Annotated in this window: 24 protein-coding genes, 1 tRNA gene, 2 pseudogenes and 1 riboswitch; of the genes and pseudogenes, 22 read left to right on the plus strand and 5 right to left on the minus strand. The window is 61.1% G+C overall.

Features of this window, described 5'->3' with window-relative positions:
* Nucleotides 1-29: 29 nt before the first annotated feature.
* On the minus strand, nucleotides 30-755 hold the full coding sequence (locus tag FXO11_RS09130; RefSeq protein WP_148864857.1) for a Bax inhibitor-1/YccA family protein: 726 nt from the start codon (nucleotides 753-755) through the stop codon (nucleotides 30-32).
* 266 nt (nucleotides 756-1,021) lie between these two features.
* Here FXO11_RS09130 and FXO11_RS09135 point away from each other — a divergent pair.
* Nucleotides 1,022-1,112: transfer RNA gene (locus tag FXO11_RS09135), tRNA-Ser, on the plus strand.
* Nucleotides 1,113-1,287: 175 nt separating this feature from the next.
* On the opposite strand, the gene cobS is transcribed toward FXO11_RS09135, so the two are convergent.
* Nucleotides 1,288-2,058, minus strand: a complete 771-nt coding sequence (gene cobS / locus FXO11_RS09140; protein WP_227546097.1) for an adenosylcobinamide-GDP ribazoletransferase — start codon at nucleotides 2,056-2,058, stop codon at nucleotides 1,288-1,290.
* A 147-nt stretch (nucleotides 2,059-2,205) separates the two neighbouring features.
* Here cobS and cobU point away from each other — a divergent pair, with 147 nt between their 5' ends.
* On the plus strand, nucleotides 2,206-2,730 hold the full coding sequence (gene cobU, locus FXO11_RS09145) for a bifunctional adenosylcobinamide kinase/adenosylcobinamide-phosphate guanylyltransferase (protein WP_148862695.1): 525 nt from the start codon (nucleotides 2,206-2,208) through the stop codon (nucleotides 2,728-2,730).
* Between the two features lie 14 nt (nucleotides 2,731-2,744).
* Here cobU and FXO11_RS09150 read toward each other — a convergent pair whose 3' ends face one another.
* Both FXO11_RS09150 and cobT read right to left on the minus strand, forming a co-directional pair.
* Nucleotides 2,745-3,365, minus strand: coding sequence for a histidine phosphatase family protein (locus tag FXO11_RS09150; protein WP_148862696.1), 621 nt, complete (start codon nucleotides 3,363-3,365; stop codon nucleotides 2,745-2,747).
* Complete coding sequence (gene cobT / locus FXO11_RS09155; protein ID WP_148862697.1) at nucleotides 3,362-4,432, minus strand: nicotinate-nucleotide--dimethylbenzimidazole phosphoribosyltransferase; 1,071 nt, start codon at nucleotides 4,430-4,432, stop codon at nucleotides 3,362-3,364. Before cobT ends, FXO11_RS09150 begins: the two co-directional genes overlap by 4 nt.
* A gap of 229 nt (nucleotides 4,433-4,661) precedes the next feature.
* Here cobT and cbiB point away from each other — a divergent pair, with 229 nt between their 5' ends.
* The 16 genes and pseudogenes from cbiB (at nucleotide 4,662) to cobJ (ending at nucleotide 22,108) form a co-directional block, all read left to right on the plus strand.
* Nucleotides 4,662-5,576, plus strand: a complete 915-nt coding sequence (gene cbiB, locus FXO11_RS09160) for an adenosylcobinamide-phosphate synthase CbiB (protein WP_148864858.1) — start codon at nucleotides 4,662-4,664, stop codon at nucleotides 5,574-5,576.
* Nucleotides 5,577-5,584: 8 nt separating this feature from the next.
* Entirely contained in the window at nucleotides 5,585-6,622 is a 1,038-nt protein-coding gene (cobD, locus tag FXO11_RS09165) for a threonine-phosphate decarboxylase CobD (protein ID WP_148862698.1), read from the plus strand.
* A gap of 15 nt (nucleotides 6,623-6,637) precedes the next feature.
* Nucleotides 6,638-8,122 (plus strand): cobyric acid synthase, encoded by a 1,485-nt coding sequence (locus FXO11_RS09170; protein WP_148862699.1) that lies wholly within the window; start codon nucleotides 6,638-6,640, stop codon nucleotides 8,120-8,122.
* Nucleotides 8,119-8,820 carry a 5,6-dimethylbenzimidazole synthase gene (bluB, locus tag FXO11_RS09175; RefSeq protein ID WP_148862700.1) on the plus strand — a complete coding sequence of 234 codons (702 nt, stop codon included), beginning with the start codon at nucleotides 8,119-8,121 and terminating at the stop codon, nucleotides 8,818-8,820. The genes FXO11_RS09170 and bluB overlap by 4 nt, the downstream gene beginning before the upstream one ends.
* Before the next feature lie 38 nt (nucleotides 8,821-8,858).
* A riboswitch (cobalamin riboswitch) is annotated at nucleotides 8,859-9,071 on the plus strand.
* A 34-nt stretch (nucleotides 9,072-9,105) separates the two neighbouring features.
* Nucleotides 9,106-9,297: a CbtB domain-containing protein gene (locus tag FXO11_RS09180; RefSeq protein WP_148862701.1), complete on the plus strand. Its 192-nt coding sequence runs from the start codon at nucleotides 9,106-9,108 to the stop codon at nucleotides 9,295-9,297.
* A 93-nt stretch (nucleotides 9,298-9,390) separates the two neighbouring features.
* Nucleotides 9,391-10,218, plus strand: a complete 828-nt coding sequence (locus FXO11_RS09185; protein ID WP_148862702.1) for a CbtA family protein — start codon at nucleotides 9,391-9,393, stop codon at nucleotides 10,216-10,218.
* Nucleotides 10,202-11,242: pseudogene (locus tag FXO11_RS20425) on the plus strand (ATP-binding protein); the annotation flags it as partial. The gene FXO11_RS09185 and the pseudogene FXO11_RS20425, both read left to right, overlap by 17 nt.
* Nucleotides 11,243-11,503: 261 nt before the next feature.
* Nucleotides 11,504-11,914, plus strand: a pseudogene (locus tag FXO11_RS20430) (magnesium chelatase); the annotation flags it as partial.
* Nucleotides 11,911-12,504, plus strand: coding sequence for a cob(I)yrinic acid a,c-diamide adenosyltransferase (gene cobO / locus FXO11_RS09195; RefSeq protein WP_148862704.1), 594 nt, complete (start codon nucleotides 11,911-11,913; stop codon nucleotides 12,502-12,504). The pseudogene FXO11_RS20430 and the gene cobO, both read left to right, overlap by 4 nt.
* Nucleotides 12,504-13,886, plus strand: coding sequence for a cobyrinate a,c-diamide synthase (locus FXO11_RS09200; RefSeq protein WP_148862705.1), 1,383 nt, complete (start codon nucleotides 12,504-12,506; stop codon nucleotides 13,884-13,886). The genes cobO and FXO11_RS09200 overlap by 1 nt, the downstream gene beginning before the upstream one ends.
* 2 nt (nucleotides 13,887-13,888) lie before the next feature.
* Nucleotides 13,889-14,986: a cobalamin biosynthesis protein CobW gene (gene cobW / locus FXO11_RS09205; RefSeq protein WP_148862706.1), complete on the plus strand. Its 1,098-nt coding sequence runs from the start codon at nucleotides 13,889-13,891 to the stop codon at nucleotides 14,984-14,986.
* A complete protein-coding gene (gene cobN / locus FXO11_RS09210) occupies nucleotides 14,986-18,885 on the plus strand; it encodes a cobaltochelatase subunit CobN (RefSeq protein ID WP_148862707.1) in 3,900 nt (1,299 codons plus the stop codon). The genes cobW and cobN overlap by 1 nt, the downstream gene beginning before the upstream one ends.
* The gene (locus tag FXO11_RS09215) at nucleotides 18,839-20,011 is read left to right on the plus strand and encodes a hypothetical protein (protein ID WP_227546098.1); all 1,173 of its coding nucleotides are present in this window, start codon (nucleotides 18,839-18,841) and stop codon (nucleotides 20,009-20,011) included. The genes cobN and FXO11_RS09215 overlap by 47 nt, the downstream gene beginning before the upstream one ends.
* Nucleotides 20,011-20,640, plus strand: a complete 630-nt coding sequence (locus tag FXO11_RS09220; protein ID WP_148862708.1) for a precorrin-8X methylmutase — start codon at nucleotides 20,011-20,013, stop codon at nucleotides 20,638-20,640. The genes FXO11_RS09215 and FXO11_RS09220 overlap by 1 nt, the downstream gene beginning before the upstream one ends.
* A complete protein-coding gene (locus tag FXO11_RS09225) occupies nucleotides 20,637-21,362 on the plus strand; it encodes a precorrin-2 C(20)-methyltransferase (RefSeq protein ID WP_148862709.1) in 726 nt (241 codons plus the stop codon). Before FXO11_RS09220 ends, FXO11_RS09225 begins: the two co-directional genes overlap by 4 nt.
* Entirely contained in the window at nucleotides 21,359-22,108 is a 750-nt protein-coding gene (gene cobJ / locus FXO11_RS09230) for a precorrin-3B C(17)-methyltransferase (RefSeq protein ID WP_148862710.1), read from the plus strand. The genes FXO11_RS09225 and cobJ overlap by 4 nt, the downstream gene beginning before the upstream one ends.
* Here the strand turns inward: cobJ and FXO11_RS09235 are convergent.
* Nucleotides 22,084-22,830 (minus strand): cobalt-precorrin-6A reductase, encoded by a 747-nt coding sequence (locus tag FXO11_RS09235; protein WP_148862711.1) that lies wholly within the window; start codon nucleotides 22,828-22,830, stop codon nucleotides 22,084-22,086. The genes cobJ and FXO11_RS09235 overlap by 25 nt on opposite strands.
* Between FXO11_RS09235 and cbiE the strand changes: the two genes are divergently transcribed.
* From cbiE to cobF, 4 genes are read left to right on the plus strand one after another with little or no spacing between them, the layout of a single operon-like run.
* The gene (gene cbiE / locus FXO11_RS09240; protein WP_202980312.1) at nucleotides 22,829-24,040 is read left to right on the plus strand and encodes a precorrin-6y C5,15-methyltransferase (decarboxylating) subunit CbiE; all 1,212 of its coding nucleotides are present in this window, start codon (nucleotides 22,829-22,831) and stop codon (nucleotides 24,038-24,040) included. The genes FXO11_RS09235 and cbiE overlap by 2 nt on opposite strands.
* Entirely contained in the window at nucleotides 24,037-24,402 is a 366-nt protein-coding gene (locus FXO11_RS09245; protein ID WP_148862712.1) for a cobalamin biosynthesis protein, read from the plus strand. Before cbiE ends, FXO11_RS09245 begins: the two co-directional genes overlap by 4 nt.
* The gene (gene cobM / locus FXO11_RS09250) at nucleotides 24,399-25,193 is read left to right on the plus strand and encodes a precorrin-4 C(11)-methyltransferase (RefSeq protein WP_148862713.1); all 795 of its coding nucleotides are present in this window, start codon (nucleotides 24,399-24,401) and stop codon (nucleotides 25,191-25,193) included. The genes FXO11_RS09245 and cobM overlap by 4 nt, the downstream gene beginning before the upstream one ends.
* Entirely contained in the window at nucleotides 25,190-25,951 is a 762-nt protein-coding gene (cobF, locus tag FXO11_RS09255; RefSeq protein WP_148862714.1) for a precorrin-6A synthase (deacetylating), read from the plus strand. Before cobM ends, cobF begins: the two co-directional genes overlap by 4 nt.
* Nucleotides 25,952-26,031: the final 80 nt, after the last annotated feature.

Raw genomic sequence — 26,031 nt, forward strand, 5'->3', positions numbered from 1 at the left:
GGGTTTTAGGGTAGCTACTTCACGGCCTGTCAGTCGTCGCCACCAAAGGCGCCCAGCAGGTGAAGCAGGCTGACGAACAGGTTGTAAATGCTCAGATACAGCCCTGTAGTCGCCATGATGTAGTTGGTTTCGCCACCGTTAACGATGCGGCTGGTGTCATACAGAATGAAGCCAGACATCAGTAGAACGATGGCCGCGCTGATCGCCAGGCTGAACGCGCTGACATCCACGCCGAATAGGCCAGCCACGAGAGAGCCAACTGCGGCAATCACAACCACCAGCAGGCCAGCCATCAGCATGCCGCCCATGAAGCTGAAATCCTTCTTGGTGGTCAGTACATAACCTGACAGCCCCAGGAAGACGACCGCGGTTCCACCCAGTGCCTGCATGACGATCGCGCCGCCATTAGCCATGGCCAGGTAGTGGTTAAGAATGGGACCCAGCGACAGGCCCAGTAGGCCGGTGAAGGCAAAGACGACACCGATGCCTGCTGAACTGTTAGCCGTGCGCGGCAGCACCAGCCAAACCAAGGCCAGTGCGCCAAGGCTGCACATGAGGCTGACGCCTCGGCCCATCTCGATTGTCATGGATACGCCCGCCATAACAGCACTGAATAGTAGTGTCATGGCCAGCAATGTGTAAGTGTTTCGCAGTACGCGATGAGCGTCTGCACTAATGCCCGTTGTATGTCCCGCCTGGCTGGCTGCATAGGCGCCGCCCTGGCTGTTACGAACATCGAAACGTCTGTCGTCCATCATAATCTCCGGTTCAGATGATAGAACTATAGTTAGAGCTTACACTCATGATAAGGCCAAACGTGCAAGTTTCAACGTCTTATCTCGTTATTTTTACGGTTTCTTTGCGAGCTTTGACTGGTACCCGAGCTTTAGGTTCAGGGTTGTTTATGAAATTCAGGAAAGCTTTACCGAAGCGTTGACAGAACAATCGATTCCGGTATCATGCTCCCCGCTGTCGAACGGCAGCTTCGCAATTTTTTGCGACTTTCGCAGTTTGCGATCACGGTGGGCTGGCAGAGTGGCTGAATGCAGCGGTCTTGAAAACCGCCGAAGGTTAGTAGCCTTCCCGGGGTTCGAATCCCTGGCCCACCGCCATTTTCTCTTTCCCTTCAGTTGGTTGGCTGTCTATAAGCTGACTTCATAGGATTCCAGTCCTAGTCGTTAGCACCTCAATTAGTAGCCTTTCAATTAATAGCAGCTTCCGTAACTAGTAGCACCTAATTCTCTAGTCGTGTCCAGCCCTATACGGGTAAGCATCCAAATTGCCTGATTAAGCCAGTCCCACCAATACTATCAGCTCCGAAAGTACGACACAGGCACCCAACGTATCGCCGGTGTAGCCCCCTAGCTGTGTTTTGAGATAACCGCCCCAAAGACACGCGACGCCGAATGTCGCGATCACACTTGTGAGAAAAAGGTCTGGATCCCACCCGGCGGCAGCAATAACGACGACAAATGCAGTGAAGAGTATCGCCAGCAACAGCCGCTGAGTGGGAAAGCCGCTTGCGACAGGTTTGGTTTTACTGGTGTCGGGAGCGGTTATGTAGGGTAAGAACCGCATCAATAACAACGGTGTCAGTCTCGACACGCAAGGCGCAACCATCAGTGCCAGCCAGGTCAGGCGAGAATCGATCAGCAATGCCGCTTTTAAGGCAAGGGCCATGACCAACGCAATCGTGCCGTAGGCGCCGATGCGGCTATCCTTCATGATGCGGAGCTTGTCGTCCAGGGTGTAGCCACCGCCGAGCGCGTCCACGCTGTCCGCCAACCCGTCTTCGTGAAAGGCGCCGGTGAGCCAGAGATGAAGGACCATCACCAGGAGAACGGATACCAGTGGGCTGAAGGTGTAGGTGAGGAGGACGTAAGCCCCCGCGTAGATCAGCCCGAGCAGCAGGCCGACCAATGGAAAGTACATGCTACAGTTGTTCATCAACCGCTGGGAATAATCGATTTTGATCAGCATGGGGATGCGGGTCAGAAAGCTGATCGCCAGCCAGAACGTTTGCCATTCTTCCTGAATTCTAGATCTGCCGTCGCTCACAGCCACCCCTTTTAATCGATGCAAAGACCGCATTCTAAAGCCAATGGCGTTATTTAACAGGCAAAGCTGATATCGTTGCTCTCCAGCTCTTAGCGCAAGCGGCCAATAGTACAAGCGGCCAACAAACTGGTAGTGATGGAGTAAGCGATGGGTGAGAAGACGCTGGTCATTGGCGGGATACGTTCTGGCAAAACGGCTTTGGCAGAAAAGACGGCCGCCGATTCCGGCCTGTTCGTCGTCTATGTCGCGACTGCGACAGCCGGTGACGAGGAAATGGCCAGACGGATCGCGCGTCACCGTTCTTTGCGACCTTCGGACTGGGGCCTGGTAGAGGAGCCGATAGCGCTTGCAGGCGTGTTCGATAAGTATGCAAACGCTGAACGTCCGCCATGCCTGTTAATCGATTGCATGAGCTTGTGGCTGAGCAATCTGCTGTTTGCAGGCAACGAGGTATTTCAAACTGAGCGGAACGCCTTCCTGACGTCGCTCCAGCGCTATCTGGGTGCGGTGATCGTTGTCAGCAATGAGGTCGGCCTGGGGACCGTCGCTATGGATCCCCTGACACGCCAGTTTTGCGATGAGCTGGGATTACTCAATCAGGACTTGGGCCAGCAGTGTAATCGCGTTCTCATGAGTGTCGCCGGGCTGCCATTGACGTTAAAAGACGAGTAACAGTGTTCCGTTTGTCATTCGCCGGCGGGCAGCGGCGTGTGACTCAGCAGCGCATAGAATGTGCCATGCGGCGTACGATCCACGCGTATTCTGCTGCGGCAGGCAAAAGGGACTGCAAAACCCGCGAACGACCGTTCCAATGGAATGCCCAACACTTCAGCCAAGATCATCCGGATGATGCCGCCGTGACAGACGAGCAGGATTTTCTGCCCGTCATGCTTTTGCAGAATTTCTGACCAACTCTCGATCACTCGCTTGTGGAAGATACCCAAGGCCTCGCCGCCCGGTGGGGTATGGTCTACGGGATTGGCCCAGAAGTTCTTCAAGTGGTCGCCGTAGGCCTCAGCGACCGCGGCGCTCGTTTTGCCTTCCCATTCTCCAAAGCTGACTTCGCGGATGCCTTCTTCAATGGTCAGCGGCAGATTACGTTCGGCTGCGAGCTTCTCGGCAAATTCGCGGCAGCGTCTGAGCGGGGAGGCGATCACAGCATCCCACTGATTTTCCCCGCGCGTGGCCTGTGCCATGTGGTGCCAGCCCAAGTCGCTCAAAGGATCGTCCAGCGTCCCGCGAAACTTGGGGCCACCTTCCGGTTCGCCATGGCGGATTAGGTCGATAAGGGTGTGCTGCTGATTCATGGTTTAACTCCCATCAATGAACCGTCACTGACACCAGCGTCGGCAAAGCTGGCCATCTGGTTATGCAGAGCGCAGGCCTGTCGTAACAGGGGAACGGCGACGGCTGCACCGCTGGCCTCGCCGAGGCGCATGCTGAGATCGAGGAGAGGGGTGGCGTCGAGCGCTTCCAAAACGCGTTGGTGACCGCGCTCCGCAGAGCGGTGGCCAAAGTGCAGCCAATGAATCAGCTCAGGCTGCTGGCGCACCGCTATCAGGGCCGCAACGGTCGCTATGAAACCGTCCACAAGCACGGGAATGCGCCGGGACGCCGCGCCAAGGTAAGCGCCGGCCATTGCGGCAATCTCAAAGCCCCCCAAGGAGGACAAAACCTGCTCCGGATGACGGTCAGGGCCGTGGCGGGTGAGGGCGCGTTCCACCACGCGCGCCTTATGGGATACGCCCTCCGGCGCCAGTCCGGTGCCGGCCCCGACAAGCTCGGCGGCCGATGCATCCAGCAAGGCACAAGCCAGCGCTGCGGCGGTGGTCGTGTTGCCGATACCCATGTCACCGGCAATGTATAGCTCGGCGCCAGCATTGGCAGCGCGCTGTGCGGCTTGGTCGCCAGTGTTGAGCGCTTTTGCGAGTTGCTCGGGAGGCATTGCAGGTTCTGCCGCCAGGTTAGCAGTGCACGGTGCGATACGTGCGTCGATTACGCCGGATAAATGGGCGGGTAAATCGCCAACGGTGCCCAAATTGATCACCTCCAATTCGGCACCGAGTTGTTTGGCCAGTACGCTGATAGCGGCGCCTCCGGCTGCGAAATTGGCGATCATCTGGGCGGTAACCGCCTGGGGGAAGGCCGATATCCCTTCTTCACAGACCCCATGATCCGCGGCAAAGATGTTGATATGAACGCGATCGACGGCCGGCGCGTCACGTCCCTGCTGGCCGCACAAGGCAATCGCAACCTGTTCAAGCCGGCCCAAGGATCCAGGCGGCTTGGTCAGGATGCTTTGCCGGGCGCTGGCCCGTTCGATCATCGTCGCGTCAGGTTGGGGTAAAGGTGTGGTCCAACTGGCCGGTAGCATTAGGGTCGAGTCCTGGCGGATAAGCGGGCGAACGATGGTCTAATTCGGCCGGGGCGGTGTCAAGGGAGAGGGCGTCCAATCAAATGGGGTCAAGGCAGCGGGACCCAAGGCAAAAGGTGTCAAGGTTGAAGCTGTCCAGTAGACTGTGCGGCCTGTCGGGCGTATGCCCTGGATCAATCTTGGCTGAATTCGGTTGAGATGGAGACGCATTCGAGGTGGAAAAGCATTGATCGAAACGGCCGTTATCTGCCTGATCGCTGTATTGCTGGACCATGCGTTGGGCGAACCCCGTCGCTGGCACCCGGTGGTGGGCTTCGGCAATCTCGCAGCCCGTATTGAGCAGAGACTTAACCACCCACCGAGGCTGATGGCGAAGGGGATACTCGGGCTCTGCCTACTCACCGTTCCCTTCCTGACAATTGCGTGGTTGGCTATCCAGGGATTGCCCGATGTCTTGGTGTGGTTAGCGGAAGCGATCGTGCTTTGGTCGGCGATTTCTTTACGCGGGCTGGCCGAACATGGACGGGCTGTTGCGTCGCCCCTGGCCTCGGCTGACCTGGACGGCGCGCGGGAGGCTGTTGGCAGGATTGTCAGCCGGAACCCTTCAACGCTTTCCGATACCGAGGTCGCCACCGCCGCGACGGAATCCATGCTGGAAAATGGGGCCGATGCGGTTTTCGCAAGCCTGTTTTGGTTTGTTGTCGCCGGTCTTCCCGGCGTGCTATTGCATCGTATGGTTAATACGCTGGATGCCATGTGGGGCTATCGCAACGCGCGTTTCCTGTACTTTGGCCGCTTCGCCGCCCGGCTGGACGATGTTATGGGGTGGATTCCGGCCAGACTGACTGCCGCCACCTATGCGCTGGCGGGAAAGACAGCGTTGGCCTGGCGGTGCTGGCAAGCCCAGGGCCACCAATGGGAGAGTCCCAATGCCGGTCCCGTGATGGCGGCGGGTGCCGGTGCTCTGGGCGTTACTCTGGGTGGCCCGGCACCGTACAGCGAAGGCATGCGCCAACGGCCCGTGCTTGGCGAAGGGCCAGTAGCGACGCCGGTTTCGATTAACGCCGCGATCAAGCTGGTCTACAAGGGTGTTAGCTTGTGGTTGCTACTGCTTTTCATCATGGCTTTGCTTAGTGTGCTTTAGGAGATGCAATGGATTCCGGTCAACCTCTACACCACGGTGGACGGTTAGGCGAAGCAGCCCGGCAATGGGACATTCCGCGTGAGAAATGGCTCGATCTATCCACCGGGATCAACCCGGTAGGTTGGCCGGTCCCGACGATTCCCGATTCCATCTGGCAACGCTTGCCGGAAGACGACGACGGCCTCGTTGACACCGTACGGGCATGGTGCGACACCCCGCCCACAGCCGGATGTTTACCCGTCGCGGGGAGCCAGGCCGCCATACAAACCTTGCCACGGTTGCGAAAGCCTTGCCGGGTTGGGGTACCGTATCCAGCTTACGAAGAACATGCGCGTTGCTGGTCGCAGGCCGGCCATACCGTAGTTTCCATTGACCCGTTAACGGCAAGCGAGGAAGAGGACTGGCTGGAAGGGTTGGATGTGTTGGTTTGGATCAACCCCAATAATCCCACCGGTCGCCAGTGGGCACGCTCGCAACTACTGGGCTGGCACGAGCGGCTGCAGGCCCGGGGAGGGTGGCTCGTGGTCGACGAGGCTTTTCTGTTGCCCGATGATCGCGATGATAGCTTGACGCCGGTAAGTGATCGTCCTGGCTTGCTGGTCCTCAAATCCCTGGGCAAATTCTTTGGACTCGCCGGTGTCCGCGCCGGAGCGGTGCTGGGCGATAGCACTGTTACGACACGGCTTGCGGTTGAGCTTGGCCCCTGGTCTATCAGCCATCCTGCACGGTTCCTGATGAAGCAGGCCCTGGCAGATACCGCTTGGCAGACGAAGACTTGCGCGCGACTCCGTCGCGATGCGGCACGCCTCGACGCGCTCCTCCAAGCATTCGGAACGTCCGTCTCAGGAACGGCCTTGTTCCGTTACGTGGCTTTCGACGGCGCACATGCGGTGGCCGACCATCTGGCGCAGCAGGGTATTCTGGTTCGTCGGTTTTCCAATCCCGCTGCGTTACGCTTTGGTCTACCCGGCGACGAACCACAATGGCTGCGGTTGGAAGCCGCTTTGGCCCATGTTCCATGCCCACAAACGTCCTCATCACGCTAAAGAAAGATACGCCACATGACCACATTGATGATCCAGGGCACTACGTCCGATGCCGGTAAAAGCACCGTGGTGGCGGCCTTATGCCGCTGGCTGGCGCGCCAGGGTGTCTCGGTGGCGCCGTTCAAACCGCAGAATATGGCCCTGAACAGCGCCGTTACCGTTGATGGCGGCGAGATAGGGCGGTCCACGGCTTTGCAGGCGCTGGCCTGTGGTCTGGAACCCCACAGCGATATGAATCCTGTCTTGCTCAAACCCCAGAGTGACCGAGGCGCGCAGGTGATTCTTTGTGGCCGCGTTCACGGCAATATGGATGCGCTGGATTACCACGCCTTCAAAGCCGAAGCATCGAAATCGGTGATGGCCGCGTGGCAGTCACTGAGCCAACGCTATGACGTGATCATCGCCGAAGGCGCCGGGAGCCCGGCGGAAATCAACCTTCGCGCCAATGACATCGCCAATATGGGCTTTGCCGAAGCAGCCGATTGCCCGGTGTTGCTGGTGGGCGATATTGATCGCGGCGGTGTCTTCGCTCAGTTGGTGGGCACGCTGGAGCTGGTGTCGCCCAGCGAGCGCGACCGCATTGCAGGGTTTGTGATCAACCGGTTTCGCGGAGATCCGGCGCTACTGGAATCCGGGCTGCGCTGGCTGGAAGATCGAACGCATAAGCCCGTCGTCGGCGTGATGTCCTACCTCCAGGGGCTCTTGCTTGATGCCGAGGACAGTGTGGGTTTGACCGGGGTCAATGGCAAAGGGGGTCTCCGGATCGTCGTGCCATGCCTGCCGCGCATCAGCAACCACAACGACTTTGATCCTTTGCGGCTGCATCCAAATGTGGAGCTTTTGTTCGTTGCCGTAGGGCGTGACATTCCACCTGCGGACGTGATTATCCTGCCGGGCAGCAAGAACACGCGGCACGACCTGGAATGGCTCAAAGCCCAAGGCTGGCCTGCCGCGATTCAGCGCCATCTTCGATACGGCGGTCATGTTTTCGGTATTTGCGGCGGTTTCCAGATGCTGGGGGATACGGTCGCGGACCCGGACGGCCTGGAAAGCGCCCCGGGGGCGACGAAAGGATTGGCGCTGCTGTCGATGACAACCCGGATGGTCGCGGGCAAGCAGCTACGGAATGTGCAAGGGATGCTTCATTTGGATAATCGTGGCGTTGAAATGACCGGTTACGAAATGCACAACGGCGTTACCACCGGTTCCGCACTCCAGCGGCCGCTGATCGACCTGAATGGACGGGCCGATGGCGCGATCAGCGAAGATGGGCAGGTGATGGGCACCTACGTCCATGGGATTTTCGACCGGCCCGACGCGTGCAGCGCGCTGTTGACCGCCTGGGGCTTGAAAAACGCCGAATCGGTTGCGGTCGATTACCCGCAACACCGGCAAACCCAGCTGGATCGACTGGCCGACCATATCGAGCAAACACTGGATACAGCTTGGCTCCGTCGCGTACTGGGTCTGGAGGATAGGGTGGGTAGGACGAACACATGAGCAACGACAATCGGAATGCGTTCACCGAGCAGGAGAAACAAGGCCTGTATCGAGCCATCCACGAGCGCCGGGACGTCCGCTCCCAGTTCCTGCCGGATCCGATTCCGGCGGAGGTTCTGGCCCGGCTTCTGGAGGCCGCTCACCACGCGCCATCGGTGGGTTTCATGCAGCCCTGGGACTTCCTGGTGATCGACAGCGTGGAGGTGCGGCGCAGGGTACTCGGGATCTTCGAGCGGGAAAACGAACGGGCAGCGCAGAACTACCCGGGAGAGCGCGGTGAAACCTACCGTAGCCTCAAGCTTCAGGGCATCGTTGAAAGCCCCATGAACCTCTGTATCACCTGCGACCGAAGCCGTGGCGGTCCGAATGTGCTTGGGCGCAACACCATCGTGGAAACGGACCTGTTCAGCACGTGCCTGGCGGTGCAGAACCTGTGGCTTGCGGCCCGGGCGGAGGGCATCGGTGTGGGCTGGGTGAGCATTCTCGATCAACACGAACTGGCGCAGGTTCTGGAGCTTCCGCAAGACGTGTACCCGTTAGCCTACCTGTGTATGGGATACGTCAGCGAGTTCCTCGCCCAGCCAGAACTGCAGGCCAAAGGCTGGCGGAGCCGGCTACCTTTGAGCGAGCTGGTTCATCGCAATGTCTGGGGCAAGGCCCTGGAGCCGGGCGACGGCTTGGCGCCCTTGATCAAATAACATCGACAGCGTTGCTACCCTTCAATCAATGGATTAGGATGGCTTCGTTACGGACAGGTGCCCCTGAAGTCCAGGGGATAATCGGGAAGTATGGTGTGGCCTTAAGGCCGATTCCATCGCTGCCCCCGCATCGGTAATAAAGGCGTAGTCTGCGGATACCACTGGCGCAAGCCGGGAAGGTGTAGACGATGATTCAGCCCAGCGCTGAATCCCCTTTGAGCCCGAAGACCGGCCTGTTATTTCGTTCAATCCGATAACGGTGCGGCGGGCACCGAGGAGCAAAACATGTCTGTCATCAGTTCTCCCTCAAGCGAGCGGGCTTCCGTCTCGTCCTCCAAAGTTTCTTCCCTGGCCCCGCACGGCGCAGTGCTGCTATTCGGCGTTGTGATCCTGTTTGCAGTGGGCTTTTTGCCGATGAACGTGGCCCACAATGCGGCTCACGATACCCGGCATGGCTTCGTGTTTCCCTGCCACTAAAGTATTGATCGACTGACCATCGGGCCATGGCGCGTGTTGAATGCGCAATGGCGGTTGTCGCGGTTCCAATACACCGTATTCGGAGGGAAACCAATGTTCCGTTCCTTGATTCTCAGTGCCTGTTTAATTGGCGTTGCCCTGGGTCTGATCGTCACCGCCGTTCAGGCAGTCGGCGTTACCCCCATCCTGCTCGATGCAGAACAGTATGAGGTCGTCGAAGCATCTGCGCCCGACGCCGGCACTCATGGCGAGCAACCTGATCATCACCAGGCTGACTACCAGCATCACAGCCACCAGCATGACGACCATCAGCGCCACGAGAGCGCCACCGGTCACCACCATGGTGGCGACGATTGGGCACCCGCCGACGGCGCCGAACGCACCTTCTACACGGCGCTATCCAATATATTCGCCGGCATAGGCTTTGCGGCCGTAATGCTGGTGGTTATGGCGCAATTGCGCGAGCGGGGCAAGCTGGCCCTGACGCCCACGCGCGGTCTTTTGCTTGGGGGCCTTGGCTACCTGGCCGTCTTCGTGGCGCCATCGATCGGCCTGCCGCCGGAAATACCGGGAACCGCCGCCGCGCCGCTCGAAGCGCGTCAGCTTTGGTGGGCGTTTACGGTATCAATGGTGTTGGCCGGGTTTGCCCTGCTGTTCCTGGCGCGGGGTTGGATAAAGCTGGTAGGCGTGCCATGCCTCGTACTGCCTTATCTGGTGGTGCCCGCACACCCGGACGGTCCATTGTTCTCTCATCCGGACCCGGAAGCCGTTGCCGCGTTAAACGAGCTGCACCATGAATTCATCTGGGCATCCGGCATGACCAATTTGGTGTTCTGGCTAATGGCGGGTCTATTCTGCGTGCTGGCGTTGAAGCGCCTCTACGATGCATCTCCGGAGCAACGTGATGAAGTTGCAGCCTGAGTTTCCGTTTGCAGCCATTGTCGGGCTCGAATCGCTCAAGACAGCGCTGGTGCTGAACGCCATCAATCCGCGTATCGGCGGCGTCCTGATTTCCGGCCCGCGCGGCAGCGCCAAATCAACGCTGGCGCGGGGACTGGCCGACGTCCTCCCGGCTAGCAGTCAGGGTCAACGTCCACCCTTCGTCAATATGCCTCTGGGAACGAGTGAAGACAGGCTCGTGGGGAGCCTGAACCTGCAGCAGGTGCTGTCTGAACAGGAAGCCGTTTTCCAACCGGGATTGCTGGCCAACGCCGATGGTGGCGTGCTCTATGTCGACGAAGTCAACCTGTTGCCGGACAGCCTGGTGGACTTGCTGCTCGATGCCGCCGCCCGCGGGGTCAACGTGGTGGAGCGGGACGGGCTGAGCCATACCCACCCAGCCCGTTTCAGCTTGATTGGCACCATGAACCCGGACGAAGGCGAATTGCGCCCCCAGTTATTGGACCGTTTCGGCCTTTGTGTCGAGTTGGGTAAAACCATGCCGGCGTCCGAGCGCATCGCAGTGGTTCAGCAACGTGAGGCGTTTGAGCGGGATCCTCAGGGCTTCTGCGCCGACTACGACGAACGGCAGCGGGCGCTGACCGACCAAATCAGCGTCGCCGAAGCAGCGCTTTCGACGATATCGACCGCCCCATGGGTCTACGAGCATATTGCAACCGGGTGTGCGGCAGCCCAGGTTGAAGGCCTGCGGGCAGACGTGACCTGGCACCGTGCCGCTCAAGCCCATGCTGCCTGGCGGCAAGCGACAACCGTTGAGTTGGAAGACCTGGATGCCGTCGGGGAATGGGTGCTCGCTCATCGCCGGATGACACCTCCAGAACCACCGCAGAATTCGTCTCCGCCTGGAACTACGCCGCCGTCGGGAAACAGGAACCCGTCGGCCGAGGCCGGTGGCACGGGCTCAAGCGAATCCGCTCAAGGGCAGTGGGGTGCCATGCCACCGGCCAGCGAACGCAGCCAGCCGGTTGTGATGCCGTCAACGCCCGCTTTACAGCGTAATCCGGGGGAAGAGGCCGCTCAGGGCCGGACGCAGAGCCGTCGCAAAGGGCGCCAGTCCGGACGTCGCAGCCTTTGTGGCCTGTCCAGCAAGCCCGACTGGTTCGCCACGCTGGTTGCCAACCACGGGCGCTGGCCATGGCAGCAGCTAAAATTCCAGAAGGCGCGTGCGGGCCAGCCGATGCTGCATCTGGTATTGCTGGATACGTCAGGGTCGACCCTGGGTCGTCAGCTGTTCGGGCGTGCAAAAGGGCTGGTCCAGAATCTGGCGCGAAGGGCCTACGGTAGCCGCGACCAGATGGCGGTCATGGGATTCGGTAACGACCGCGTAACCAACATTCTGCCGCGTCGACGCGCGCCCAAGGACATGTTGACCCAACTGGATGCACTTCCCGGTGGCGGCGGTACCCCGTTGCGGGACGCGCTCATCAAGGCCAGTCGCGTCATTCGCCAATGGCAGCGCCGGGAGCCCGGCCTGAAGATCCGCACCTATCTCATCACCGACGGACGCATTCGCCATTCCGTAACCGACGTACCGCCTCTGGGAGACTGCATCGTGATCGATGCGGAACAGGGCGCGGTCAAGCGGGGACGCGCGAGCGTCATCGCACAACAGCTGGGCGCGGCCTACCGGACGCTACCCGCCATGGAGGCATCGTGAACGATAGCGCCCATCGAAACCGCATGCAGAAAAAGAAGGACGTGGTCGACGAACGCATCGCGAAAGCGTCCGAAGAGCGGGGCGTACTGATCCTGCTGAAGGGCAACGGTAAAGGCAAGAGCAGCTCGGCTTTCGGCACGCTCGCCCGTTCACTGGGGCATGGTTACCGTTGTGCGGTTATCCAGTTCATCAAAGGTCGTCGGGAAACCGGCGAATATCGGTTCTTCCGCGAACACCCGGCGCTGGATTGGCACATCATGGGCCATGGCTTCACCTGGGAAACCCAGGACCGGGAGAAAGACATCGAAGCCGCCCAGGCCGCCTGGGCCATAGCGGAAGGCCTGCTCAAGGACCCGCGCTACCAACTGATCGTGTTCGACGAAATGAGTTACATGCTCAAGTACGGCTATCTGGAACCGGAGCCTATCGTCGAGGCGCTGCAGCAGCGCCCGCATCACCAGAACGTGATCATTACCGGCCGCACCATGGCCCAGCCGCTGCAGGCCCTCGCCGATACCATCAGTACCGTGCAGGACGAACGCCATGCCTTCCGCGGTGGCGTTAAGGCCCAGGCGGGGATCGAGTTCTGATGGAGGGTTCAGCGACCAACCCGAGCACCAACCCAGGCCAAGCCCTTTGTCCGGCGGTGTTTATTGCGGCGCCGGCATCGGGACAGGGAAAAACGACCGTTACCGCAGCCCTGGCCCGTCTGTTGCGCAATCAGGGCAAGATCGTGCGGGTGTTCAAGACCGGTCCGGATTATCTGGACCCATTGGTTCTGGCCCAGGCTTCCGGCCAGCCGGTGGATCAGCTTGACCTGTGGATGGCTGGCGAAGCCTATTGCCGTCAGCGTCTGTTCGAAGCGGCGAGGGACGCGGACCTGATCATCGTCGAAGGCGCCATGGGGCTCTTCGACGGCGAACCGTCCAGCGCCGACCTGGCCGCGCGCTTCAACCTGCCCATGGTGATCGTGATGGACGTCAAGGGCATGGCGCAGACGGCTGCCGCACTGGTCACCGGTATGGCCAATTTCCGGGATGACGTCACCATCGCTGGCCTGATTGCCAACGCCTGCGCCTCCCAGCGCCACCGTGAACTGATTGAATCCGCGCTGCCCGATACTCTGCCGCTGCTGGCAACCCTGCCCAGAGATCCGGAGCTGGCCCTGCCGGAACGGCATTTGGGGCTGGTTCAGGCCGATGAAATCCGGGATGAATTAGAAGGGCGTTTCGAAGCCGGGGCACGAGTACTGCAAACCGCTGGCCTGGCCGAGAAACTGATGCAGTTACCACCGGTGACGTTCCTGGCGCCAGTCAATGAGACGACAAAACCGCCCAGGGCTCTTGATGGCGTCACCATCGGTGTTGCGCGGGATGCGGCCTTCAGTTTTATCTATCAGGCCAATCTGGACCTGTTGCAGACGATGGGTGCGGATCTGCGGTTTTTCTCTCCCGTCTACGATAGCGAGCTTCCCGCGTGTGAAGCCCTCTGGCTGCCCGGCGGCTATCCCGAACTTTACGGGTCTCAATTAGCGGCCAACCACCCGATGAAAGCGGCAATCCAGACATTCTTCGCAGCGGATAACCCCATACTGGCTGAATGCGGCGGACTGCTGTATTGCCTCGAGACCCTGACGGATTACGACGGCCAGACCCACGAAATGCTGGGGCTGCTGTCCGGGCAGGGCGCCATGAGAGGCCGGCGCGGCTGCCAGGGTATGCAGACCGCCCATCTGCCCGAAGGTCCCATTCGTGGCCATGCGCATCACCGCTCGGTCAGCCAGGGCACGCCGGACCCTATCGCCTACGGACAGCGCCAGCGGCATCCCGCGCCGGGCGAGGCTATCTTTCGTGAACGGCGTCTGACGGCGTCCTATCTCCACCTGTATTTCCCCAATAATCCCGCGGCCGTGGCCAAGCTATTTGTGAAAGAGCCCGCCGGGGCCGAGCGCCAACCGATTCAAGGAGCCTGACGATGCAACTGAAAAAGATACCCGCCACGGTGGTCACCGGCTTCCTGGGAAGTGGCAAAACCACACTGCTGGCCAGCATCCTGCGCCAGGTCACCGGCAAGCGCATTGCTGTGATCGTCAATGAATTCGGCGAGCAGGATATTGACTCGGACGTGCTGCGCAGCTGTTCCCTGGGGTGCGAGGAAGACACACCGGTCAAAGGCGAGGAAAGCGGCATCTACGAGCTGGCCAATGGCTGTATCTGCTGCACGGTTGAGGAAGAGTTCCTGCCGGTCATGAAGAAGCTGGTCGAGCGTCGCGATCAGATCGATCACATCCTGATCGAGACCAGCGGCCTGGCGCTGCCCAAGCCCTTGGTGCAGGCCTTCAACTGGCCGGACGTACGCCAGCACTGCACGGTCGATGCGATTATCACCGTGGTGGATGGCCCCGCCGTCGCCGCTGGACGCTACGCGGCGGATGTCGACAAGGTCGAAGCCCAGCGTCGGGCGGATGAAAACCTGGATCACGATCCCAGCCTGAAAGAACTGCTGGACGATCAACTGGGCGCGGCCGACCTGGTCATCGTCAGTAAGACCGACCTTCTGAGCGATGACGAGCGCAAGCGGGTTGAAGACGTGGTGCAGCAGCGCGTGCCGGCGTCGGTCAAGACGCTGTTTATCGACAAGCAGACTCTCGCCGAGGATACGGCTCAGTTGGAAGCCCTGATGGGCATCGCCGCCGCCAGCGAGAACACCATCGACGGGATCGACAATCACCACGACCGCTACCATGCCGAGGGCGCTCATCACGATCACGCCCATGACCATTTCGATTCCTGCGTGATTACGCTGGGCGAAGTCGACGGCGAGCGGCTCGCCACCACCCTGAAACAGCTCCTCAAGGACTACCAGATCTATCGCGCCAAGGGTTTCGCGGCGCTGCCGGGCAAGCCGATGCGTCAGGTTGTCCAGGCCGTCGGCCAGCGGCTCGATACGCATTTCGACCGGCTCTGGGGTAAAGAAGAGCAACGCCAGACGCAACTGGTCGTTATCGGCAAGGGGTTCGATGCCGCGAAGCTCAAGGATGCCCTGACCGCTGCGCAAACCACGGCGGCCTGATGCATCTGTTCGCGGCCAAACCCGGAGGCTTTGTCGACGACGAAGGCATTGTCGATCTGCAGCAGACCCCGGGCGATATCGTGATCCTCTCCGCCGCCGACAGCAGCCTGTCGGCCCTGTCGCAGGCGGTGGAACGGATGGATGACGGCTATCCCTCGGTACGGTTGGCGAACTGGATGAACCTGGTCAAGCCGGCAGCTTACGATCTCTACGAAGACCGGGTGCTGGACGACGCTCGGCTGGTGATCGTGTCGCTCATGGGCGGCACGTCCTATTGGCAATACGGCTACGAGCGTTTGCTGGCATGGGCATTGACATCGAGATCGACATCGGAGGCACGTCAGCTCATTGTTGTCCCCGGCTGCGATGCCCGTGACGACGAGCTGCTTAAGGCATCGACGGTGCCGTTCGATACGGCATGGCGTGTCTGGCGCTACCTGCGAGAGGGTGGTGCCGACAATGCCGAACAGTGCCTGCGGTTCGTGGGTGACCAGTGCCTTGAACGAGCTGATAAATGGCGCGAGCCAAGAGCCATTCCCGATGCCTTGCTATACGCACCCGCGGCAGCCACCGGCGGTCGCGAAATAACCCTGACTGAATGGCGGGCCAGCCAGACGCCGGATCGCCCCGTATGCCTGGTGGCCTTCTATCGCAGTCACCTGCAGGGCGCCAATACCCAGGTCATCGACGGGTTGGTGCAAGCCTTGAAGGGCAAGGGACTGAACCCATTGCCCGTCGCCGTGGCTTCCCTCAAAGAAGAGGCTTGCCTGGCGTACGTCAATCACCTGATCGATCAGACCGGTGCGATGCTGGTGGTTAATACTACCGGCTTCTCCGTCAATCGTGGCCCGGAGGATATTGACGCGCTAACGGGTACCGAAGCCGACGGCCTGTTTATCGGTCGTCCGGTCGTGCTACAGGCCATGCTATCCAGTAGCACAGAGGATGACTGGGAAGCCCAGACCGGGGGGTTGCGCAGCCGCGATGTGGCAATGCAAGTGGTCCTACCGGAGATGGATGGGCGGATCATTACCCGGGCAATTGGCTTCAAGGCGGAAGATCACTACAGCGAACGTTGCCAGTTGTCGGTGATCCGTCATGTGCTTCAGCCGGAGCGTGCAGTCTTCGTGGCCGAGCTGGCCCGGCGTTTCTGCGTGTTGCGCACCAAACCGAATGCCGATAAACGCCTGGCGCTTATCCTCGCCAATTATCCAAATAGGGACGGCCGCATCGGTAACGGTGTCGGTCTGGATACGCCGGCCTCCACGGTCAAGATTCTCAACGCCCTCCGAGCTGCCGGCTACCCGGTGCAGGATCTACCCGAAAACGGCGACGAACTGATTCAGGCCCTGCAGGGAGCCGTCACCAATGCTCACGGCAGCCTGGCCCAGCGGCCTTGCTGGCAAAGTATTTCGGTTGATGATTATCTTGCGTGGTTTCAAACGCTGCCGTTGTCTGCCCAACAAGCCATCTGGGCACGCTGGGGGCCTCCGCAGCAGGACCCCAAGTGCCGCTCCGGACGACTGATGATTGCGGGTATCCGTTTGGGCGAAACCTTTGTCGGTATCCAGCCCGAGCGGGATTTTATCGACGATCCTACCCAGAGCTATCACGATACCGATCTGGTGCCGCCCCACAGCTATCTGGCTTTTTATGTCTGGCTCCGTGAACACTACGGGGTCGATGCGGTCATTCATGTCGGCAAGCACGGCAACCTGGAATGGCTGCCGGGTAAGAGCACGGCGTTGTCCGCCCATTGCTGGCCGGATATTACCCTGGGCCCGCTGCCGCACTTCTATCCGTTTATCGTCAACGATCCGGGTGAGGGCGCCCAGGCCAAGCGACGCTCACAGGCCGTTATCGTCGACCACCTGATGCCGCCCATGGCCCGCGCCGAACTCTACGGCGCCATGGCAGAACTGGAATCCCTAACGGACGAGTACTACCAGGCACTGGGGATGGATCCGCGCCGGGAAGATCTGCTACGCAAGACGATCCTTGGTCACCTGCGCCAGACGGGCATCGATCGGGAGTTGAGTCACGCCACGGAGCCTTCCCAGTGTGGCGATGAAATGCTGCCCAAGTATGACGATGAAACGCTGCTGAACGATCTGGATACCTACCTCTGCGACATCAAGGAAGCCCAGATACGCCATGGTCTCCATATTCTTGGCACATTGCCGGATAGCGAAAAACTCACCAGTACGCTAGTCGCGCTACTGCGCCTGCCACGGGGCAGCGAGGTGGCGTATCGGGGCATCTTGCATAATCTGGTGGACGATCTGGTCCTTTCGCCGGACGGGGTATTTGATCCGCTGGCCGCCAATGCCGGGATTTGGCAAGGGCCGCGCCCAGAGGTGCTGAAGCAGCTCAGCGACGCGGCCTGGCGCACCGGGGCCGACACCCGAGAGCGCCTTGAGTTGCTCGCTCACCAGATCGTCGGCGATTTTGTTGTGGACGGCCAGCCACTGGACGAGCTTGCGGAGAATTACCCGTCAACCGCAAAACTCTGCGGTTACGCCCGGGACAGGGTGCTGGCGGCGATGAGCCGTGGCGCCGACATGGAAATCCAGTCGCTGCTAGACGGGCTCAGTGGCTACTTTGTCCCGCCGGGCCCCAGTGGCGCGCCGAGCCGGGGTCGTCTGGATACGCTGCCCACGGGGCGTAACTTTTTCACCGTCGATAATCGGGCCATTCCGTCGTCTGCGGCCTGGCAGCTGGGCGAGAAATCCGCCCAATCGTTCATTGAGCGTTACCTGCAGGATAATGGCGATTTCCCGCGCCGGCTGGGCCTGTCCATCTGGGGTACAGCCACCATGCGCACCGGCGGCGACGATATCGCCCAGGCACTGGCGCTAATGGGCGTGAAGCCGATCTGGTCGCTGGGCTCGCAACGGGTAATCGATGTCGAAGTGATTCCCACCATGCTGCTGCAGCGCCCCCGGGTCGACGTAACGCTACGGGTGTCGGGGTTTTTCCGTGACGCTTTCCCGAATGTCATCCGGCTGTTCGACGCTGCTGTCCAGGCGGTTGCCCGCTATGAGGAGCCGGGCGAGGACAACGTGATCCGCGATCAGATCCGCGCCCGTCAGGGGGAGCTTGAGTCCCAGGGATTCGGCCAGCTCGACGCCTTTCGTCAGGCCAGTTACCGCGTCTTCGGCAGCAAGCCCGGGAATTATGGCACCGGCCTCAATCGCCTGATCGACGGCCGTCATTGGGAGACCCCGGACGACCTGGCGGAAGCCTACATTGGCGCGGGCGCCTACGCCTACGGTCAGGCGTCGGAAACCGGTGTCGAGGCGCGAGCGGATTTCGAGTACCAACTTTCCGGGTTGCAAGCGGTACTGCAGAACCAGGATAACCGCGAGCATGACATTCTCGACTCCAACACCTATTACGCATTCCAGGGCGGCATGGCGAATGCCACCCGCAGTCTCAGCGGCGCATCGCCGTCGATCTACCATGCGGACCACGCCAATCCGGCGCAGCCCCGTATTCGCACCCTCAAGGAAGAGCTGAACCGGGTGATCCGCTCCCGGGTGCTGAATCCGAAGTGGATCGAGGCCATGCGCGAGCATGGCTATAAAGGCGGGTTCGAGATGGCGGCGACCGTCGACTACCTGTTCGCCTACGACGCGACCACCGATCTGGTGGCCGATTACCAGTACGCTCAAGTCACCGACGCACTGGTATTCGATCCACGGAACCAGCAATTCCTGCGCGAGCATAACGCCTCGGCGTTGGAAGAAATGGCAGAGCGGCTGCTCGAAGCCGTGCAGCGTGGCCTCTGGCGCGAGCCCGGAGACCATGCCGAAGCGCTTCAGGACCTGCTGCTGGCGTTGGACGAAGCCAATGAAGTGGCCGCAAGCGATGCAGGAGCTGTCAGCCATGGTCGCTAGAGCGCTGGTCAAGGGGTGGTGTCCGGGTGCCTGGCGCCCCATGCCGTCCGGTGACGGTTTGCTGGTGCGGGTCAGGCCCAACCACGCTGCGCTGGACCGGGAACAGGTTCTGGCACTCTGTGAGGCTGCGGAAACCTACGGCAACGGCATCATCCAGTTAACCAACCGCGCAAACCTGCAACTGCGCGGCGTGGCCGACAACGACTGGGCACCGCTGATGGACGCGCTGCTGGAAGCCCGTCTCGTCGATACCGATCCTGCTCTTGAAGGGCGTCGCAATATGCTGCTCGCTCCGGATTGGCAGGCCGGTGACGATACCGATCAACTGGCTCAACAGTTGCGCGAACGCTTGGCGGAGCTGCCGGAGCTACCCCCAAAAATGGGCTTCGCTATCGATGCTGGCAACGCGCCCGTCCTGGCAGAAGACTCGGCGGATTTCCGGGTCGAGCGGACGACTGGCGGTCAATTGCTGGTTCGCGCCGATGGCCGTGCCATGGGAACGGCTGTCGGATCCGGGCCACAAGCAATCGATCTGATGATCGACCTGGCTCACTGGTTCGTGGGGTCCGGCGGCGCTAATTCGGGCCGGATGCGGCAGCATAGAGAACCGCTGCCGGACTGGGCGCCTGCGACAGCGGTTCCGGCGGCTGGCCGTTCCATCTTGCCTCTGGGCCAACACCTGATGGGCGCCGTTTATGGACTGACGTTCGGTCAGGTTGACGCGGCAGCGCTGCGTGCCGTGGTTGCGACAGCGACGGTCACTGGCATTCGCGTAACGCCCTGGCGGCGGCTCCTCGTCGAAGGCGGGAAAATCCGTCGAGTTCCGGGTCTACTTGCCGACAGCAACGCGCCGCAGCTGGACACCGATGCTTGTCCCGGTGCGCCTTATTGCGAGCAGGCGTCGGTCGCAACGCGGGACCTGGCGGGCAAACTCAGCGGTCGCGTAGCAGGGCGCCTGCATGTTTCCGGCTGTACCAAGGGCTGCGCCCGGCGCCAAGCCGCCGATGTGTGCGTGGTCGGCGAGGGTGGCCGCTATCAGCTTGTTTTTCGCGGTCGTGCGGATGGGACACCGGATGTTGCCGATTTGACCGAATCTCAAGTTTTAACCTATTTCGGAGTGAATTGATGCCTCACGTCTATGAAACGGACGGACCGGCGATTTACCGGGAGTCGTTTTCCATTATCCGGCGTGAAGCCGCGCTCGAGCGCTTTTCACCCGACGAAGAGCCGGTGGCGGTGCGCATGATCCACGCCGCCGGGATGGTCGAGCTGGCCGCCCACATTCTGTTTCGCGACGATGTCGTTGTGACGGCCCGTTCGGCCTTGGAGCAGGGCGCGCCGATTCTCTGCGATGCGCGCATGATCTCGGAAGGGATCACCCGCGCCCGGCTGCCCGCAGGCAATCGCATCGTTTGCACGCTTTGGGATGAGGGCGTGCCGGACCTTGCCCGGGAGATGGGCAATACCCGTTCAGCCGCTGCCGTCGAACTCTGGCATCCGCATTTGGAGGGCGCGGTTGTGGCTATCGGTAATGCCCCGACGGCGCTGTTTCATCTACTGAACATGCTGGAAGATCCAGGCTGCCCGCGTCCCGCCGCGATTATCGGCTGCCCGGTCGGTTTCGTCGGCGCCGCCGAATCTAAAGAAGCGCTCTGGGAAAAAGAAGTGGCGCCCTGCTGCATCGTACGTGGGCGCCTCGGCGGCAGTGCCGTTACCGTCGCCGCAGTCAACGCAATCGCGGATCGAAAAGAATGAAGATGGGAAGAATTTACGGGGTGGGCCTAGGACCGGGCGCCCAGGATCTGATGAGTGTGCGGGCAGACCGGTTGATCCGCGACACGCGTCATGTTGCCTATTTTCGCAAAAAAGGCAGGACCGGCCATGCGCGGGGCATCGTCGAGGGCATGCTGGCGGATACGGCAGTCGAACTGCCGATGGAATATCCGGTCACCACGGAAATTCCTGTCAGCGATCCCCGTTACAACGAACTGTTGGCAGCGTTCTATGAAGCCAGCATCAGGCGTCTAGTCGAAATTGCGCAATCCGGGGAAGACGTTGTGGTGCTTTGCGAGGGCGATCCGTTTTTCTACGGTTCCTTCATGCATTTGTACACCCGGTTGAACGGACGGGTGGCAGTTTCCGTGGTTCCCGGAATCACGGGCATGTCCGCCGCCTGGACGGCTACGGGCAGGCCGGTGACCTGGGGCGACGATGTCATGACGGTGCTCATGGGCACCTTACCGGAGGCGGATTTGGCGGAGCGCATCGCCAGGACCGACGCCTTGGTGGTGATGAAGATCGGGCGCAATCTGGACAAGGTTCGCCGGGCACTGGAGCAGACTGGTCGCACCGACGAGGCTTGGCTGATCGAATACGCCGCCATGGCGGAAGAGCGGGTTGTCCCGTTCCGGGAGGCGGGCGAGACCGTACCTTATTTTTCGATCCTGCTTATTCATGGTAACGGGAGACGACCGTGAGCGGATCATTGGTTATAGCTGGCCTGGGGCCGGGCGACGAGGCTTTGGTGACACCGGAGGTCAGCCAGGTGCTGGCTGAGGCAACCGATATTGTCGGCTACACACCCTACGTCGAACGCGTTCCAGCGCGAGACGGCTTGGCCCGTCACAGTTCCGACAACCGTCAGGAAATCGAGCGGGCGGCCCATGCTTTGGAAATGGCAGCGGCAGGCCGAAAGGTGGTGGTTGTGTCATCGGGCGATCCGGGGGTGTTCGCCATGGCGGCGGCGATTTTCGAGGCGCTGGAATCGGGCGATTCTGCCTGGCGTCAGCTCGATATCCGGGTGTTGCCGGGCATTTCTGCCATGCTGGCGGCCAGCGCCCGTGTGGGTGCGCCGCTCGGACACGACTTCTGTTGCATCAACCTCTCGGACAACCTCAAGCCCTGGCCGTTGATCGAGAAACGACTGCGCCTGGCGGCTGAAGCGGATTTTGCCATGGCGTTCTATAATCCGCGCTCGAAGGCCCGGCCCGAAGGCTTTGCCAAGGCACTGAACAGCCTGCGTGATGCTTGCGGACCGGAGCGGGTCATCGTGTTCGCCCGCGCTGTATCCACTCCGGAGGCGTCGGTACGGGTTACCACGCTGGGGGATGCCCAGCCGGAGATGGCGGATATGCGGACACTGGTTATCGTAGGTTCCAGCCTGACCCGCGTCATCGAGCGCGACGGAGAGCCGTTCGTCTACACACCTAGATCCGCGCCGTGATCCAGCCAATGCAGTATCGCGCCGACATCGTGGACTTCGTGGCGTTCCGGCAACACCGGACGGTCGATCATCAGCACGGGCAACCCAAGCTGGCGAGCGGCAGTGAGTTTTGCCGCGGCCCCTTCGCCACCGGCGTTTTTGCACACGACGCGATCGATGCAATGTTCACGCAGCAAGGCCAGATCGCCGGCCACCGTGAATGGGCCTCGGTCGATGGTGACCGTGTAGTCGGGCAGGGGCAGAGGCGCATCCGGCTCGTCGACAAGCCGCAAGAGATAGTGATGCTGAGGCTGTGCCTGAAAGGCGTCCAGATGCATACGCCCGATAGCCAGCATGATTCGTTGGCCCGGGCCGGTCAACGAACTAACGGCTTTATCGATACCGCTGACAGGGTGCCAGCGGTCGCCGGGGACCGGTTGCCAGGGCGGTCGGGAGAGGGCGACGAGAGGCGTTCCCGTTCTCTCGGCCGCGAGCACCGCATGCCTGCTCATCTGCTCGGCAAAGGGATGGGTCGCGTCGACGATATGGGTGATAGCGCTATTTGCAAGGTAGGCGGCCAGGCCGTCGACGCCGCCGAAACCGCCCACACGCACCGGAACCGGTTGGCTTTTAGGGCTTGCGACACGGCCAGCGTAGCTAAAAATGGCGGGAATGGTGCGGGTCGCCAGGGCCTGCGCCAGTGCGCTGGCTTCGGTGGTGCCGCCCAGAATCAGGACTTTCATGATGGCTGACGTAGAGTACGCTCCCTGGCTGACTATCGTGGGCTGGGGGGAGAGTGGCATAAGCGGTCTCACTCCGGCAAGCAAAGACGCGCTGGAACAGGCGGAGATTGTCTTCGGCGCGAAGCGTCACCTGCAGTGGCTGCCTAAGATTGGTGGCGACATCCGCGAATGGCCGGTGCCGTTTGCCGAAGGTATTCCCTTGCTGCTGGCGGAACGGGGACGTCGTGTGGTGATGCTGGTCTCCGGGGATCCGTTCTGGTTTGGCGCGGGTACGGTACTGGCCCGCGAGCTTTCCTCCGACGAGTGGCAGGCACTCCCGGCAGCGTCCACATTCAGTCTGGCTGCGGCCCGTCTGGGCTGGGGACTGGAACGCACCCCGTGTCTCGGCTTGCATGCCGCGCCGCTAACGCGAATTCGCCCCTACCTCCAACCGGGTCGCCGGCTGCTGGTGCTGCTGCGTGACGGTGAAGCTGTGACTGAGCTGGTTGAGTTGCTCAACGCATACGGTTTCGGACGGTCGACGTTGCATATCCTCGAAGCCCTTGGGGGCGAACGGGAACGGATACGCTTCGTTGGGTCGGACGGCGCTCCGCCCGCCGATATACAGCACCCTGTCGCAGTAGGGCTTGAGGTATCCGGAAAAGGGCCGGCCATCCCGCTCACACCGGGCTTGCCGGATGATTTTTTTGAACACGACGGCCAGATCACCAAACAGCGGATTCGGGCGATGACCGTGTCCGCACTGGCCCCACGCGCCGGTGAGCGGCTGTGGGATATCGGCACCGGATCGGGCTCCGTGGCTATCGAGTGGCTGCTTAGACACCCGGATAACCAGGCTATCGGCTTCGAACGCTCAGGAGAAAGGGCGGCTCGAGCGACACGCAATGCGCGGGCCTTGGGCGTGGATTGGCTGCAGGTGGTCGAAGGCGCCGTTCCCGGTGCGCTGGAAAACCAGCCCTTGCCGGATGCGGTGTTCATTGGGGGCGGGTTGACGTCCGAGTTGCTCCAAGCGCTTTGGCAATACCTGCCAGAAGGTGTGCGCATTGTCGCGAATGCCGTGACCCTGGAATCCGAAGCCATACTGGCCCAGTGGCATGACTCGAAAGGCGGCGACCTTTGCCGTATCGAACTGGCGGAAGCGACGCCCATTGGCCGCCGTCGTGGCTGGAGTGCCAGTTATCCCATCGTCCAGTGGCGGGTAACCCGATGAAAATGGCCGGCTTCGGTTATCGCCGGGCGGCAAGCTTGGCCTCCCTGGCTGATGCTCTGGATTTGGCCATCCAAGCTTATGGCAATGTCGACTGTTTGGCGGCCAGTGCCGCAAAATCAGCGTGCGTAAAGGCATTGGGAAAGCATCGAAATCTGCCGGTGGAGATGGTCGACGAATCCGCGCTCTCGTCCGTCACCACCTTGACCCAATCCCAGGCCAGCCTGCGGGAAAAAGGCATCGGCAGTGTCGCCGAAGCTACGGCGTTGGCGGCGGCCGGGAGGGGCGCGCAATTGCTGGGGCCCCGAGTGATCTCGGCAGATCGGATGGCGACCTGTGCCGTGGCTGAAGGAAACGCGATATGACCGTACATTTCATTGGCGCCGGACCTGGCGCACCGGACCTGTTGACGCTGCGAGGCCGAGACCTGATTGCCGCGTGCCCGGTGTGTCTCTATGCGGGCTCCCTGGTGCCGGAAGAGGTGCTGACGCATTGTCCTGAAAATGCGCGAGTGATTAACACGGCGCCGCTTGCCCTGGATGACATCATCGGAGAGGTTCGCCGTGCCCATGCCGAGGGCAAGGATGTTGCCCGGCTGCACTCCGGCGACCTGTCGGTCTGGTCGGCGATGGGCGAACAGCTGAGGCGACTGCGGGAACTGACGATTCCGTACACCATCACGCCGGGTGTCCCATCTTTCGCCGCTGCGGCGGCCAGCCTGGGTAACGAGCTGACGTTGCCGGGTGTCGCCCAGTCGGTGGTCCTGACCCGCACGCCGGGTCGGGCTAGCGCCATGCCGGTCGACGAAACGCTGGCGAACTTTGCGCGTACCGGCGCCACCCTGGCGATTCATCTATCCATCCATAACCTGGCACAGGTCGTCGCGGATCTGATGCCGTTTTATGGGCAGGATTGCCCGGTAGCGGTTGTCTGGCGAGCCAGCTGGCCCGATGAACGCGTGGTGCGCGGTTGCCTAGCCGATATCGAGTCTGCCGTTGACGATGGCATGAACCGAACAGCGCTGATTCTCGTCGGACCGGCGCTGGCCTCAGCCGATTTTCAGGACAGTCGCCTTTACTCTTTTGATTACGACCGCCGCTTCAGGCCCCAATCCGCCGCATCGCCATTCGCGGACACATCCGGGGAAGACGCATGATCGAGCTGTCATTGATCGGCATCGGTACCGGCAATCCGGATCATGTGACCCTGGCTGCCGTCCGGTCGCTGAACACCGCTGACCTGATTCTGCTACCGCGCAAAGGAGAATCGAAATCGGATCTGGTGGATCTGCGGCGACTGCTTTGCCGGTCGTTGCTTGAGCCGGGCAGTGCCGCCCGAATTGTCGAGTTCGATCTACCCAGCCGGGATGAGAAGAAAGACTATCTGGATGCGGTGGATGAATGGCATCGTGCTATTTCCAGAGTCTGGATAGAGCTGATTAAGCGTTATTTGCCCGAAGGCGGTCGCGCTGCATTAATGATCTGGGGCGATCCATCGCTGTATGACAGCAGCCTGCGTATTGCCGGGCGTGTAGAAGAGTCCGGTATGGCAGTGGCGGTGAAGGTGGTACCGGGCATTACCAGCTTACAGGTCCTGACGGCTGAGCATCGCATCCCTCTGAACACCCTGGCCGAACCAGTGCAGATTACGACGGGCCGGTGTTTACGCGAACGCGGCTGGCCTGACGGCGTGAGCGCGGTTGCTGTCATGCTGGATAGCGGCGGTGCTTTCGAAGCGCTCGTGCCTGCAGACATCTACATCTGGTGGGGCGCCTACCTGGGTATGGACAAGCAATGCCTGATCGACGGTTGGCTCGGTGATGTCGGTGACTCGATCAGGCAGCGGCGCTCTGAGCTGCGTCGGCAGCATGGCTGGATTATGGATATCTACCTGTTGAAACGCGGGGCCCTTTGAACGACGCCTAACAATTCGACGTCGGATTTGCCGTGTCCAACAGTCTGTAAGGCCGGGCAGCGCAAGGTAGGACGAATTGG

Source organism: Marinobacter fonticola, from assembly GCF_008122265.1.
Lineage (GTDB): Bacteria > Pseudomonadota > Gammaproteobacteria > Pseudomonadales > Oleiphilaceae > Marinobacter_A > Marinobacter_A fonticola.

Bases quoted from the DNA above. Each gene is read 5' to 3' on its own strand.
- FXO11_RS09185 (WP_148862702.1), top strand. From the start codon at position 9,391: ATGTTCCGTTCCTTGATTCTCAGTGCCTGTTTAATTGGCGTTGCCCTG.
- FXO11_RS09220 (WP_148862708.1), top strand. From the start codon at position 20,011: ATGCCTCACGTCTATGAAACGGACGGACCGGCGATTTACCGGGAGTCG.
- cobW (WP_148862706.1), top strand. From the start codon at position 13,889: ATGCAACTGAAAAAGATACCCGCCACGGTGGTCACCGGCTTCCTGGGA.
- bluB (WP_148862700.1), top strand. From the start codon at position 8,119: ATGAGCAACGACAATCGGAATGCGTTCACCGAGCAGGAGAAACAAGGC.
- FXO11_RS09130 (WP_148864857.1), bottom strand. From the start codon at position 755: ATGGACGACAGACGTTTCGATGTTCGTAACAGCCAGGGCGGCGCCTAT.
- FXO11_RS09235 (WP_148862711.1), bottom strand. From the start codon at position 22,830: ATGAAAGTCCTGATTCTGGGCGGCACCACCGAAGCCAGCGCACTGGCG.
- cobT (WP_148862697.1), bottom strand. From the start codon at position 4,432: ATGCTACCGGCCAGTTGGACCACACCTTTACCCCAACCTGACGCGACG.
- FXO11_RS09245 (WP_148862712.1), top strand. From the start codon at position 24,037: ATGAAAATGGCCGGCTTCGGTTATCGCCGGGCGGCAAGCTTGGCCTCC.
- FXO11_RS09150 (WP_148862696.1), bottom strand. From the start codon at position 3,365: ATGAATCAGCAGCACACCCTTATCGACCTAATCCGCCATGGCGAACCG.
- FXO11_RS09170 (WP_148862699.1), top strand. From the start codon at position 6,638: ATGACCACATTGATGATCCAGGGCACTACGTCCGATGCCGGTAAAAGC.
- cobD (WP_148862698.1), top strand. From the start codon at position 5,585: ATGGATTCCGGTCAACCTCTACACCACGGTGGACGGTTAGGCGAAGCA.
- FXO11_RS09225 (WP_148862709.1), top strand. From the start codon at position 20,637: ATGAAGATGGGAAGAATTTACGGGGTGGGCCTAGGACCGGGCGCCCAG.
- cobN (WP_148862707.1), top strand. From the start codon at position 14,986: ATGCATCTGTTCGCGGCCAAACCCGGAGGCTTTGTCGACGACGAAGGC.
- FXO11_RS09180 (WP_148862701.1), top strand. From the start codon at position 9,106: ATGTCTGTCATCAGTTCTCCCTCAAGCGAGCGGGCTTCCGTCTCGTCC.
- cobU (WP_148862695.1), top strand. From the start codon at position 2,206: ATGGGTGAGAAGACGCTGGTCATTGGCGGGATACGTTCTGGCAAAACG.
- cobF (WP_148862714.1), top strand. From the start codon at position 25,190: ATGATCGAGCTGTCATTGATCGGCATCGGTACCGGCAATCCGGATCAT.
- cobM (WP_148862713.1), top strand. From the start codon at position 24,399: ATGACCGTACATTTCATTGGCGCCGGACCTGGCGCACCGGACCTGTTG.
- FXO11_RS09215 (WP_227546098.1), top strand. From the start codon at position 18,839: ATGAAGTGGCCGCAAGCGATGCAGGAGCTGTCAGCCATGGTCGCTAGA.
- FXO11_RS09200 (WP_148862705.1), top strand. From the start codon at position 12,504: ATGGAGGGTTCAGCGACCAACCCGAGCACCAACCCAGGCCAAGCCCTT.
- cbiE (WP_202980312.1), top strand. From the start codon at position 22,829: ATGATGGCTGACGTAGAGTACGCTCCCTGGCTGACTATCGTGGGCTGG.